The 12,408-nt window shown below is 72.1% G+C and carries 12 protein-coding genes; 7 read left to right on the top strand and 5 right to left on the bottom strand.

Annotation, left to right across the window (positions count from 1 at the left end; translation table 11 throughout):
• Positions 1-8 precede the first annotated feature (8 nt).
• From ACTMTJ_RS44060 to ACTMTJ_RS44050, 3 genes are all read left to right on the top strand, one after another.
• Positions 9-797 carry a DUF3050 domain-containing protein gene (locus tag ACTMTJ_RS44060; protein WP_441224923.1) on the top strand — a complete coding sequence of 263 codons (789 nt, stop codon included), beginning with the start codon at positions 9-11 and terminating at the stop codon, positions 795-797.
• A gap of 111 nt (positions 798-908) precedes the next feature.
• A complete protein-coding gene (locus tag ACTMTJ_RS44055) occupies positions 909-1,847 on the top strand; it encodes a thiamine pyrophosphate-dependent dehydrogenase E1 component subunit alpha (RefSeq protein WP_441224921.1) in 939 nt (312 codons plus the stop codon).
• Positions 1,840-2,808 (top strand): alpha-ketoacid dehydrogenase subunit beta, encoded by a 969-nt coding sequence (locus ACTMTJ_RS44050; protein ID WP_441224920.1) that lies wholly within the window; start codon positions 1,840-1,842, stop codon positions 2,806-2,808. Before ACTMTJ_RS44055 ends, ACTMTJ_RS44050 begins: the two co-directional genes overlap by 8 nt.
• 90 nt (positions 2,809-2,898) lie before the next feature.
• On the opposite strand, the gene ACTMTJ_RS44045 is transcribed toward ACTMTJ_RS44050, so the two are convergent.
• Together ACTMTJ_RS44045 and ACTMTJ_RS44040 are read right to left on the bottom strand one after the other, a co-directional pair.
• Positions 2,899-4,038: a glycosyltransferase gene (locus tag ACTMTJ_RS44045; RefSeq protein ID WP_441224918.1), complete on the bottom strand. Its 1,140-nt coding sequence runs from the start codon at positions 4,036-4,038 to the stop codon at positions 2,899-2,901.
• Entirely contained in the window at positions 4,035-4,286 is a 252-nt protein-coding gene (locus tag ACTMTJ_RS44040) for a hypothetical protein (protein WP_441224916.1), read from the bottom strand. The genes ACTMTJ_RS44045 and ACTMTJ_RS44040 overlap by 4 nt, the downstream gene beginning before the upstream one ends.
• Positions 4,287-4,380: 94 nt before the next feature.
• On the opposite strand from ACTMTJ_RS44040, the gene ACTMTJ_RS44035 reads away from it, so the two are divergent.
• The gene (locus tag ACTMTJ_RS44035) at positions 4,381-5,331 is read left to right on the top strand and encodes an ATP-binding cassette domain-containing protein (protein ID WP_441224915.1); all 951 of its coding nucleotides are present in this window, start codon (positions 4,381-4,383) and stop codon (positions 5,329-5,331) included.
• Here ACTMTJ_RS44035 and ACTMTJ_RS44030 read toward each other — a convergent pair.
• Entirely contained in the window at positions 5,317-5,940 is a 624-nt protein-coding gene (locus ACTMTJ_RS44030; protein ID WP_441224913.1) for a 4'-phosphopantetheinyl transferase family protein, read from the bottom strand. The two genes, ACTMTJ_RS44035 and ACTMTJ_RS44030, sit on opposite strands and share 15 nt — an antisense overlap.
• Positions 5,941-5,986: 46 nt before the next feature.
• Here ACTMTJ_RS44030 and ACTMTJ_RS44025 point away from each other — a divergent pair, with 46 nt between their 5' ends.
• Positions 5,987-7,066, top strand: coding sequence for an alpha-hydroxy acid oxidase (locus tag ACTMTJ_RS44025; RefSeq protein WP_441224912.1), 1,080 nt, complete (start codon positions 5,987-5,989; stop codon positions 7,064-7,066).
• On the opposite strand, the gene ACTMTJ_RS44020 is transcribed toward ACTMTJ_RS44025, so the two are convergent.
• Complete coding sequence (locus tag ACTMTJ_RS44020; protein WP_441224910.1) at positions 7,054-8,214, bottom strand: hypothetical protein; 1,161 nt, start codon at positions 8,212-8,214, stop codon at positions 7,054-7,056. The two genes, ACTMTJ_RS44025 and ACTMTJ_RS44020, sit on opposite strands and share 13 nt — an antisense overlap.
• A gap of 77 nt (positions 8,215-8,291) precedes the next feature.
• Positions 8,292-9,515, bottom strand: a complete 1,224-nt coding sequence (locus tag ACTMTJ_RS44015; protein ID WP_441224973.1) for a PLP-dependent aminotransferase family protein — start codon at positions 9,513-9,515, stop codon at positions 8,292-8,294.
• A gap of 156 nt (positions 9,516-9,671) precedes the next feature.
• Here ACTMTJ_RS44015 and ACTMTJ_RS44010 point away from each other — a divergent pair, with 156 nt between their 5' ends.
• Both ACTMTJ_RS44010 and tyrS read left to right on the top strand, forming a co-directional pair.
• The gene (locus ACTMTJ_RS44010) at positions 9,672-10,616 is read left to right on the top strand and encodes an alpha/beta hydrolase (RefSeq protein ID WP_441224908.1); all 945 of its coding nucleotides are present in this window, start codon (positions 9,672-9,674) and stop codon (positions 10,614-10,616) included.
• A 45-nt stretch (positions 10,617-10,661) separates the two neighbouring features.
• Positions 10,662-11,921: a tyrosine--tRNA ligase gene (gene tyrS, locus ACTMTJ_RS44005; RefSeq protein ID WP_441224906.1), complete on the top strand. Its 1,260-nt coding sequence runs from the start codon at positions 10,662-10,664 to the stop codon at positions 11,919-11,921.
• The last annotated feature ends 487 nt before the right edge of the window (positions 11,922-12,408 follow it).

The following is a 12,408-nucleotide window of genomic DNA, read 5'->3' as shown; positions in this document are numbered from 1 at the left end:
GGTCCCGCATGTCCCGATACGACTGGGGTCAGACGCACCCTGGCATCAGCCGCCTGGAGAGCGCCGTCGACGACGCCCGCGCCCGGGTCGTCACCCACCCGCTCTACGCCAACCTCGACAGCCAGGCGGCGATCGTCACGTTCATGGAGCACCACGTCTTCGCGGTGTGGGACTTCATGTCGCTGCTCAAGTCGCTCCAGCGCAACCTCACCTGTGTACGCGTGCCGTGGGTGCCCACCGGCCCGCCCGGCAGCCGCCGGCTCATCAACGACATCGTGCTGGTCGAGGAGAGCGACGAACTGCACGGCGGGTTCATCAGCCACTTCGAGCTCTACGTCGAGGGCATGGTCGAGTCGGGTGCGGACACTTCGGTGGTGGGCGCGTTCATCGACCTGATCCGCTCGGGGGTACACGTGAAGGCGGCCCTCGACAGCGCGGGCGTGCCGGCCCCGGCGGCCGAGTTCGTGCGGGCGACGTGGGGTTTTATCGAGGACGCGCCGGTGCACTGCCAGGCGGCGGCGTTCGCGTTCGGCCGGGAGGACCTGATCCCGGACATGTTCACCCAGGTGGTGGCGGTCAAGGAGCGCGGCGCGAAGCTGGACACGTTCGTCGACTACCTGGAGCGCCACATCGAGGTCGACGGCGAGGAGCACACGCCGATGGCCATGCAGATGGTCACCGACCTCTGCGGCGACGACGAGGCGAAGTGGCGGGAGGCCGCCGACACGGTCAACCACGCCCTCACCGCCCGGTACGCCTTCTGGGACGGCATCCTCGCCGCCATCAAGGCGGTCTGACGGGTGAGCGGGAGCCGCGAGGCCACGGGCCTTGACCACGACGGCGGACGAGCGCCGAGCGGCGGAGCGTGGAAGGCTCAGCGCCCGGCTCCGGAGGCTTTGTACGGCACGATGCGGCTGATCCGCCGCTTCGAGGAGCGGTGTATCGACCTGGTCCGCTCCGGCGACATCGGCAGCGGCATCCACCCCTGCATCGGGCAGGAGGGTGTCGCGGCCGGCGTGTGCGCCGCGCTGCGCCCCGACGACGCCCTGCTGAGCAACCACCGCGGCCACGGCCACTTCCTGGCCCGGGGGAGCGACCCGGGCCGGTTTCTCGCCGAGCTGACCGGCCGGGTCGGCGGCATCGACCGCGGGCGGGCCGGCTCGTTCCACCCGTCCGACCTGTCCGCCGGCATCTGGGGCGCGAGCGGAACGGTCGGCCACGGCGCGGCGATCGCGACCGGTCTGGGCTGGGCGCTGGCCCGCGACGGCGACCGGATCGCGGTGAGCGTCTTCGGCGACGGTGCGGTGACCCAGGGCGCGCTGCTGGAGTCGTTCAACCTCGCCTCGCTGTGGCGGGTGCCGGTCGTGTTCGTGTGCGAGAACAACGGGTACGCCACGACCCTGCCGGCCGGTGCCGCGATCGCCGGCTCGGTCGTCGGGCGGGCCGAGGCGTTCGGCATCCCGGCGTCTACTGTCGACGGACAGGACGCCGAGGTGGTGTACGACGCGATGGCCGCCGCGGTGGACCGGGCCCGGAGCGGCGGCGGGCCGTCGCTGGTGGAGTTCACCACCTACCGGTACGAGGGACACCACACCTTCGAGCGGCGGATGCGCCTGGCCTACCGGGAAGAGGCCGAGGTGGCCCGGTGGCGGGAGCGCGACCCGCTCGCCATCCAGTCCGCCCGCGTGCCACTGCCCCTCCGCGAGGCGATCGACGCGGAGATCGAGGAGGTGCTCGACGCGGCGGTGCGCTTCGCGCTGGAGAGCCCGCGGCCGGACCCGGCGGACGCGTTCGACTACCTCTACGCCACGCCGGTACGCCTCCGCGCGGGAGTTTCGCATGCCTAAGCTGTCGTACGCCAAGGCCCTCAACCGGGCGCTCACCGACGAGATGGAGCGCGATCCCGACGTCTTCGTGCTCGGTGAGGACATCAAGTTCGCGCTCAACAACGTCACCACCGGCCTGCTCGACAGGTTTCCCGACCGGGTGCTCGAGACGCCCCTGTCCGAGCAGGGTTTCACCAACTTCGCCACCGGCGCGGCGATGGGTGGCAAGCGGCCGGTGGTGGAGTACCAGATTCCGTTCCTGCTGCTGCTCGTGCTGGAACAGATCGCCAACCAGGCCAACAAGTTTCGGCTGATGAGCGCCGGCCAGGTGACGGTGCCGGTGACGTACCTGCTGCCGGGCACCGGCTGGCGCCCGGGCTGGGGCGCACAGCACTCCGACCAGCCGTACGGGGTCTTCGCCCACCTCGGCGTGAAGACGGTGATCCCGGCGACCCCGACGGACGCGTACGGCCTCTTCCTGTCCGCGATCCGCGACGACGACCCGGTCGTCGTCTTCTGCCCGATGCCGGCCCTCGCCCTGCGCGAGGACGTGTCCTACGTGGACCTCGCGCCGATCCCGCTCGGCGTGGGGCGGGTCTGCCGTTCCGGCACCGACGTGACCGTCCTCGCGGTCGGCCACCTGGTGCACGAGGCGCTCGCGGTCGCCGGCGAGCTGGCCGAGGACGTGTCGGTGGAGGTGTTCGACCCGCGCTCGCTGCATCCGTTCGACTGGGCCGGCCTGGCCGCGTCGGTGGAGCGCACCGGCCGGCTCGTCGTGTTCGACGACGGCAACCGGTTCTGCGGCGTGGGCGCCGAGGTGCTCGCCACCGCGGCCGAGGAGATGCGGCTGGTGGCCCCGCCCAAGCGGGTCACCCGCCCGGACGCGGCGGTGGTGGTGGGTTGTGCTCCCGAGCTCGACCTCGCGGTGCAGCCCAGCCGCGCTCAGCTGGTCGCGGCGATCCAGGCGGTCGTCAAGAGCTGACCCCTGGGAGTCGCGACCGATGGGCCGCCCGCCAGCGTCCTCGTGGCGGGCGGTCCACCCTGGGCGGCCGGCGTGCGCGCGCGGCCGCTGTCACGAGCTAGCGGCAAGCCGTTCCAGGTGTGACGCCGCGGCCGGGGCACCCCCGGCCGCGGCGAACGAATCCCGCACCCGCCCGGCCGCGGCCGCGTAGCCGGGCTCGTCGAGCACCGCCGTGAGCGCGGCCGCGAGCTCGTCCGCGCCGGAACGGCCGAACCGCACCCGGAGCCCCGCGCCGGCCGCGACCACCTGGGCGGCGGTGACCGGCTGGTCGTGCTTGATGGGCGCGACGACGAGGGGCACGCCGTGGGCGAGCGCCTCGCAGACCGTGTTGAGCCCGGCGTGGCAGACGACCGCGGCGAGGCGGGGCAGCAGCGCCAGCACGGGCACCTGGGGCAGCACGATCGTGCCGGGCGGCGGGTCGGGCACGGCGCCCGGCGGCGCGGCGACGACCGCCTGGACGCGGCCCTCCAGCGCCCGCAGCGCCCCGACCATCCGGGGGTAGAAGTCGCGGGCCACGTCTTCGGCGAGCGTGCCCATCGTGACGAGCACCGCCCGCCGGGCCGGGTCGAGGGCGTCCCACGGGAAGTCCGGCGCGGCCGCACGGGTGCCGAGCGCCGGCCCGACGAGCGCGTAGTGCGGCGGGAAGTCGTGCGCTCCGGTCAGTGCCCGACTGGTGAACGCCAGCACCAGGTGCGGCGAAAAGCGCGGGTCGGCGCCGTCTCCGATGGACAGACCGGCGTTGTCGATGCCGCGCCGGATCCATTCCTCCACTTTGGGCAGTGCGTGGAAGGGGCGGGTCAGCTCCATCGACTGCGGCGCGAGGCTGGCCCAGCGCACGCCGTGCCGGTGCGCGGCCACGGCGCCGGCGAGCGCGTGCTGGTCGGCGGCCACCACGTCCGGGCCGAAGGCAGCGAGTGCCTTCTCCACGGCCGGCAGCGTGAACGTCGCGTATGGCAGCACGAAGCCCTCCCACAGCGAGCGCACCGCCCGGAAGCCGCGGTCGCGCTGCCCCCGGTACGGGCGCATGCCGGTGGAGTACACGGTCATGCCGTCGCCGAGCATGCGGCGCAGCGTGGTCTCCGGGCCGGCCCAGGCCACGTCGTGTCCCCGCTCGGCGAGCGCGCTCGCGACGGCACCGGCCGCGTACACGTGGCCGGCCAGCGGCGGCGCGACGAAGAGGAAACGGCTCACGCGCGCACCAGCCTCGCGAGGTCGCCGACCTTCAGGTCGACCAGCTGGTCGAGGTCGAGGTCGGCGAGGTACGCCGGCAGGTCGACGCCCCACCGCGCGTGCAGCGCCTCGCCCAGCGCGGCCACTTCCACGCTCTCCAGCCGCAGGTCGTCTTCGAGCCGGCTCTCCGGTGTGACCGCCGCGGCCCACCGCTCGTCCTCGCCGGTGACATCGCGCAGCATGCCGGCGATCTCTCGCAGGGTGTCCATAGTGGTCTCACGGTATCCCGTTGCGGAACAAGGCGGGAGCGGCCTTTAGCCCACTTCCACGGGACTTCGAGAGCCGGCACATAAAGTGAGGGCCATGATTGTGACCAGAGGCCTGCGCAAGTCCTACCGGTCCGGTCGGGGTCGCAAGGCCACGGTCGTCGAGGCGGTGCGCGGCGTCGACCTCGACGTCAAAGAGGGCGAGATCTTCGGCTTCCTCGGGCCGAATGGCGCTGGCAAGACCACCACGCTCCAGATGCTCACCACGCTCATCCAGCCCGACGGCGGTGAGGCGACGATCGCCGGCGTCGACCTGCTCGGCGACCCGGCGCAGGTGCGCGTGCGGGTGGGATACGTGGCGCAGGGCGGCAGCACGTGGGAGGACTCCACCGCCCGCGAGGAGCTCGTCCTGCACGCGCGCATGCACGGCTTCAGCAAGGCGGAGGCGCGGCGGCGGGCGGCCGACGCGCTGGAGGCGTTCCAGCTGACCGAGTACGCCGACCGTCCCTGCCGCACGTACTCCGGCGGGCAGCGGCGCCGCGTCGACATCGCGCTCGGCATCATCCACCGGCCGCGGCTGGTGTTTCTCGACGAGCCGACCACCGGGCTCGACCCGCAGAGCCGGGCGCACATGTGGGACGAGATCCGGCGGCTGCGCGACGGCGGGATGACCGTCTTCCTCACCACGCACTACCTCGACGAGGCCGACGCGCTCTGCGACCGGATCGCCATCATCGACAACGGCGAGATCGTCACCGAAGGGTCACCGGAGCAGCTCAAGCGGGAGATCACCGGCGACGTGCTCGTGGTCGGCCTCAACGGGGCCACCCCCAAGGCGGCGGAGTTGCTCGACGGCGCGACGTACGTGCGCAAGCTGGAGACCGACGCCGCCGGCCTCCGGTTGTACGTGGACGACGGCGCCACCGCGATCCCGCAGGTCATGCGCGCGCTCGACGGTGCCCACCTCGACCTCGACTCGATCCAGCTGCACCGGCCCAGCCTCGACGACGTCTTCCTGGCCAAGACCGGCCGCTCACTCCGTGACTGACCACCACGCGGTGCTGACCCGCAGGGGCTCCGGCCCGTGGAGCGCGACCGCGCCGGCGAAGCCGTCCGGCACCGGCAGGTCCACGACGTGGTACGCGCCGCGGACCACCGGGCCGGCGGCCACCGGGAGCGCGAGCCCCTGGGTGAGCCGCCCACCGGTCGCCTTGACGCACGCCTCCTTGCGCGCCCACAGCGTGGCGAAGACCGCGGCGCCGGTGACGAGGCGGGCTTCGTCGGCCGGAAAATACCGCACCGCCATGGCACGCGTGTCGAGGCCCGGCGTGTGCCGCTGCACGTCGACACCGACCGCCCGCGCGGGGGTGAGCGCCACCGCGGCCAGGTCGCCGGAGTGGGAGAGGCTCATCCGCACGCCGTCGACCTCGGGCTTGCCGTGCGGCCCGTACTCCCACCGCACGTCCCGCGGCGCGGTGCCGACCCGCTCGGCGACGAGCACCCGCGCGGCGCCGTGCGCGGCGACGAACCGCCGCCGCCCCACCGGGTCGAGCGCGGCGGCGCGGTCGCGCTCGCGCGGGTCGAGCAGGCCGGCCAGGCGGTCGAGCACGGCGTCCGGCAGCGGTGAACGCACCAGCCACACGCACACCTCGTCCACACCCATATCCTTTCCGTCCGCGCTCGAGACCGGCTAGGAGACCACCGTGGACACCCTGCTGAGCGTGGCCGAGTACGAGGCGGCCGCCCGCGAGCGCCTGCCCGAGGGGATCTGGGACTACATCTGCGGCGGGAGCGGAGAGGAGCGGACGCTCGCCGCCAACCGGGAGGCCTTCGCCCGGCTCGCCCTGCGCCCCCGGTTCTTCGTGGACGTGTCGCGGCCGGACACGTCGACGGAGCTTTTCGGCGCCCCGCTGCGCGCGCCGATCGGTGTCGCTCCCGTCGCGTACCACCAACTGGCCCACCCGGAGGGCGAGGTGGCGACGGCGCGCGCCGCCGGGCTGCTCGTGGTAAGCGTCTTCGCCAGCCGCACGCTGGAGGAGATCGCGGCCGCCGCGTCGGGTCCACTGTGGCTACAGCTGTACTGGTTCCGCCGCCGCGAGGTCGTGACCGGTCTCGTCCGGCGGGCCGAGGCGGCCGGCTACCGCGCGCTGGTGCTTACCGTTGACACGCCCCGCGTCGGGCGGCGCCTGCGCGACGTGCGGCGCGGCTTCGCCGTACCGGCGGGGATCGTCGCGGCCAATGTGGACGCCGCCGTGATGGCGCGGTCGCACGAGGCGGTCGAGGGGGAGTCGGCGCTGGTGCGGCACTCCCGGGAGCAGTTCGACCCGGCGCTCGGCTGGGCCGACCTGTCCTGGCTGTGCGCTCAGACAGACCTGCCGGTGCTGGTCAAGGGCGTGCTGACCGGCGCGGACGCGGCCCTCGCGATGGCGCACGGCGCGGCCGGTGTGGTGGTCTCCAACCACGGCGGCCGCCAGCTCGACGGCGCCGTCGCGAGCGTCGACGCGCTCGCCGAGGTGGCCGCCGCGGTGGGCGGGCGCGGCCCGGTGCTGCTCGACGGCGGCGTACGCACCGGCACCGACGTGCTGCGCGCCCTCGCGCTCGGGGCGAGCGCCGTGCTGGTCGGCCGGCCGGCGCTGTGGGGCCTGGCCGTCGACGGGGAGTCGGGGGCCCGGGCGGTGCTCGACATCCTCGCCGCCGAGCTCGAGGAGGCGATGGTCCTCTCCGGACGCCCCCGACTCTCCGATGTGGATTCCGCGCTACTCGCCGGTGCTCAGCACCAGTAGAGGTTGGAGCTGTTGCGGGTCACGTTGCGGACCACGTTGTTGCTGCCGGTGCAGGGGCTCCACCGGATGTTCGTGTTGCTCACGGTCAGGTTCTGGAACGTGATGTTGGACGACGGCGCGAACTCCGTCCGCGCCGCGATCCGCACCTCGCCACCGCCGCTGATCGTGCCGCTCTGCGCCGCTACCGTCACGTTGTAGCAGTTTTCCACCAGGATCGAGTTGTTGCCGTTGTTGCTCAGCGTGATCCGGTCGATGACCGCGCCGCCGCTCTCCGAGACGCAGAAGATGCCACGCCCGCCACCACGCGCGATGACGTTGCCGACCCGGATGTTGGTCGGGTAGCTGCTGCCGATCCGCCCGTTGCGGTTGGCCATCCGGAACGCCGCGTATCCGGTGCCGGCTGCCACGTTGTCCGCGTCGACCGTACCGATGGTGGCGTTGATGGTGTCGTTGAGCAGCAGCCCGGAGTAGCCGACGCGGCGGGCGGTGACTGTGCCGACGGTCAGCCCGTCGACGCCGTACGTCTCCACGCCCTGGTTCGTCGCGCCCTCGACGTACACGTTGTCGATCCGGATGTTGCGCACCTTGACCGCGCGGTCGCCGCCGTGGTTGTCGATGCGCACCGCGAGCCCGCCGGACAGGCGCATGTCGATCTGGCCGAGCACGAGGTTGTTCACGTTGCGCATGAAGATCCCGTAGAGCGGCGCGCCGCGCACCTGGAGGTGGCGCACCTCGATGTCGCGGGTGCCGCGGGAGTAGATGGGCGCCTGGTCGCCGGAGCCCGAGCCGTTTACGGTGATGGCGCCGCAGACGTCGAGGATCGTGTAGCTGGGCACGGAGATGCGCGAGCCGGCGCTCATCGTGCCGGAGCCGCGCACGACCACCGACTGCTTGGAAGTGCGGCCGGCGGTGAGGCTGTCCAGCGCGGCCTGTACGGCGGCGCGCATGTCGGAGCCGGTGTAGACGGTGCGGCTGCCGTTGCGCGAGGTCCAGGTGCTGCCGCTGAGCACGGCCTCGGCGTTGAACGACCCGTCACCGCACGCGGCCAGGGTGGTGACCGGCGGCGCTTCCGGCGCCGTCGCGGCGTAGGCGGCGCCGGGGACGGCCAGCGCGGCCGTGGTGAGGAGGACCAGCCATCGTGGTTTCACGGTGCCCGCCTTTCAGGAAGGGAAAGGGCTTTCCGGACGTGCCGGCACCGTATCGAACCGTTTCAATCCAGTCAAGCTTATCTATGCGCTCTGGTGAACTCCCGCAGCCTGCGCACCCCGTCGTCGATCTCCGCCACCTCCAGGTAGCTGCACGAGAGGCGGATCTGCCGCTCGCCGCCCGCGCCGGCGTAGAAGTAGCTCATCGGCGTCCACAGCACCCCGTGGTCGCGCGCCGAGCGGGTGAGCGCCGCCTCGTCCGCCACGAAGGGCAGGCTCACCACGAGGAAGAACCCGCCGTCCGGCACGTTCCAGCTGACCGCGCCGTCGTCACCGAAGTGCCGGCGCAGGGCCGCGAGCAGCGCGACGAGCCGCTCGCGGTAGCGCCGGATCCGCTCCTCGTTGAGCGCCCGCAGCCGGCAGCCGTAGGTGACGAGCATCCCGCCGATCGCCGCCTGTGCCAGCGGCGACGTATTCACGGTGGTCATGCTCTTGATCTTGGAGAGCTGGTCGGCGAGGAGCGTGACGCCGCCGTCGGGGCCGACCACCGGCTGGTCCGCGATCGCGTATCCCACCCGCGCCCCGGGAAAGCACGTCTTCGCGAACGAGCCGAGGTAGATGGTGCGGCGGTGCTCGTCGAGCTGCTTGAGCGTGGGTGTGCGGGCGCCGGTGCGGGAGAAGAGCCCGTACGGGTTGTCCTCCAACACGTAGAGGTCTTCCTCGACCGCCGTCGCGAGGAGCTCCCGGCGCGCGCCTTCCGGCATGCTCGTGCCGGACGGGTTGGCGAAGTCGGGCACCGCGTAGAGCGCGCGGGGCCGGCGCCCGCTCGCGCGCACCCGGGCCGCGGCGGCGCCCACCGCGGCGGCGTCCACACCGGACGGTCCCTCCGGCACCGGCTCGACGGCGATGTCGAGGAGGCGGGCGGCGCCGGTGATGCCGACGTAGCAAGGGGAGGCGACGAGCAGGACGTCGGCTGAGTCGCGAAACAGGGCCCGGAGCGCGAGCAGCATGCCCTCCTGCGCGCCGACGGTGACCACGATGGACTCGGGTGACACCTCGATGCCCTCGTCGTTGGCCACGGTGGCGGCGACCAGCTCGTGGATCTGCCCCTTCGTCCGTCCATACTGGAACAACAGGCCGCCGACCTGCCGCTGTGACAGGCCGCGGTCGCGCTCCAGGTACTTCGCGTACGCGTCGAGGTAACCCGCCACGACGCTCGGGTCGAAGGGCTCGTCGTACGGCCGGCCGGGCGCGAAGGAGACCGCGTCGGGGAAACGGGCGGTCACCTCGTTGAGAAAGTTCATCGTGTCGAGCAGCGGGTCACTCAACGAGCCATGCAGGTCGGTGAGTTGCACGGGCGGGACCTCTGTAGGAGTATGCGTTGCGGGGATTGGGTTTCGGTTTTCTCACCGTATCGACGGCACCTCCAGGAGCCGTCGAAAGTGGCTAGGAGGACACCGATGCCCCTGCATCCGCAGCTCGCGTTGATGCGCGCACACCGCGCCGCTTCCGGCGCCCGCCCGCTCTACGAGATGTCCATCGCCGAGGCCCGCGCGGCCGACCTCGCGTCCATCAAGGCCGATCGCGGCGCCGCCCATCCGGTCGGCGACGTGGTCCCGCTGCGCATCCCCGGCCCCGACAGCGACCTCGACGCCCGCCTGTACCGTCCGGCCGGCGCTCCCGACGGCCCGCTGCCGCTCCTCGCGTACTTCTTCGGCGGCGGCTGGGTCCTGGGCAGCCTCGAGACGAGCGACGGCATCTGCCGGCGGCTCTGCGCCGACGCGGGTTGCCTGGTCGTCTCGGTGGCCTACCGACTCGCCCCCGAGCACCCGTTTCCGGCCGCGCCGCGCGACTGCCACGCCGCGGTGACGTGGCTGGCGGCGCACGCGGCCGAGCTCGGTGGCGACCCGGCCCGCCTCGCGGTGGCCGGCGACAGCGCGGGTGGCAACCTCGCCGCCGCCGTCACCCTCCAGGCGCGCGACGCCGGCCCGGCGCTCGCCGCCCAGGTGCTGGTCTACCCCAACGTGGCCTACGGCGCCGACACCCCGTCGATGCGCGACAACACCGACCCGTTCTTCTTCAACCGCACCTCCGTCGACTGGTACTGGGGCCACTACCTCGCCGACCCGGCCGACGCCGGCGACCCGCTCGCCTCCCCGCTGCGCGCGGACTCGTTGAGCGGCCTTCCGCCGGCCCTGGTGGTCACCGCCGAGTACGACCCGCTCCGCGACGAGGGCGAGCAGTACGCCGAGCGCCTGCGCGCCGCCGGGGTGCCGGTCGAGCTGGCCCGCTACGACGGCATGACCCACGGCTTCTTCACGATGACCGGCACGCTCGCGGCGGCCCGGGAGGCGACCGCGCGGGTGGCGGAGTACCTGCGGAAGGCCTTCGGCGTGCCGGCGTGAAACCGGGTGGCGGACCCGTCCGGGCGATGGGGGACAATACCGACCGTGACGGATCTGATCGACGACCTGCATTGGCGAGGCCTCATCCAGGATTCCACCGACCTCGACGAGCTGCGTGCCCGAGTGGCCGCCGGGCCGGTGACGTTCTATGTCGGCTTCGACCCCACCGCGGCCAGCTTGCACGCCGGTTCCCTGATGCAGGTGCTGACCGCGCGGCGGTGGCAGCTGGCCGGGCACCGCCCGCTGCTGCTCGTCGGGGGCGCGACCGGCCAGGTCGGCGATCCCAAGGAGAGCAGCGAGCGCACGCTCAACCCGCCCGAGGTGGTCGCAGGCTGGGTCGAGCGGATCCGCGACCAGCTCGCGCCCTTCGTCACGTACACCGGCGACAACGCCGCCACCCTGGTCAACAACCTCGACTGGACCGGGCCGATGTCGGTGGTCGAGTTCCTCCGCGACGTGGGCAAGCACTTCCCGGTCAACCGCATGCTCGCTCGAGAAGTGGTCAAGGCGCGGCTGGAGTCGGGGATCAGCTACACCGAGTTCAGTTACCAGCTGCTCCAGGCGCACGACTACTTCCAGCTGCACGAGCGGCACGGATGCGAGCTCCAGTTCGGCGGGTCCGACCAGTGGGGCAACATCACCGCCGGCGTCGACTTCATCCGCCGCCGGGGGGCGGGGCCGGTGCACGCGTTCACCACGCCGCTGGTGACCAAGAGTGACGGCACCAAGTTCGGCAAGAGCGAGGGTGGGGCGATCTGGCTCGACCCCGAGATGACCAGCCCGTACGCGTTCTACCAGTTCTGGTTCAACACCGACGACCGCGACATCGGCCGGTACCTGCGGTACTTCTCCTTCAAATCGCAGGAGGAACTGCTCGCGCTGGAGAAGGAGATCGCCGAACGCCCGGCCGCCCGTGCGGGGCAGCGTGCGCTGGCGGCCGAGCTCACCGCGCTGGTACACGGGGCCGACGTGGCGGACGACGTGATCGCCGCGAGCCACGCACTCTTCGGGCGGGGCGCGCTCGACTCGCTCATGCCCGCGACCCTCCAGGCCGCGCTGGCGGAGGCGGGGTTGCATCGGGTACAGGGTGAGCTGCCTCCGGTCGCCGTCCTCTTCCGCGACGCGGGGCTGGTGGCGAGCCTCAACGAGGCCCGGAGGGCGATCGCCGAGGGGGGTGCGTACGTCAACAACGAGCGGGTCACCGACGCCGAGGCGCCCGTGTCGCCGGACGCGCTGCTGCACGGGCGCTTCCTGGTGCTGCGGCGGGGCAAGCGCACGTTCGCCGGTGTCGAGGTCACGGCCTGAGTACACGGAACGCGGCGTCCTTCCGCGGGGCGCCGCGTTCGTGTTTCCGGGATGGCGCGATGACGCTCTGTTGTGTGACGTGGAACAAGGCGCGCCGATTTGACGTTGTCCCCTCCGCACACGTAACTTTCTCCCTGCCCACGGGCGGTGCGGAGCCGATTTGGCGACGCGAGACCGACCGGGTAAGGTTGACGACCGGCAGGGCACCGGGCGAGCCGCGGGATCACCGCGAGCGGCCGGTTCTGCCAAACCCCGAGGATCATGGTCAGCAGCTTCTTGCTGTCCGTAACTTCGGGACAAACCTGTCGTTAGCTCCACAGATCGGGTCACACCGGTTTGACGGGAACGAAGCGGTCAGGTAATGTAAAACAAGTGCCCCACGGCGGGGAGCTCCTCGGAGGAGATCCAAGTCGCGGTGTGTGTTTGTTCTTTGAGAACTCAACAGGGTGTTTGTATAAGCCAGTGCCAAGTTTGGTTTATTTTTCCC

The sequence above is a fragment of the Phytohabitans sp. LJ34 genome (genome assembly GCF_052068095.1).
Lineage (GTDB): Bacteria > Actinomycetota > Actinomycetes > Mycobacteriales > Micromonosporaceae > Phytohabitans.
Note: the sequence above shows the minus strand (reverse complement) of the source record. Positions and strands in the feature narration are given on the sequence as shown.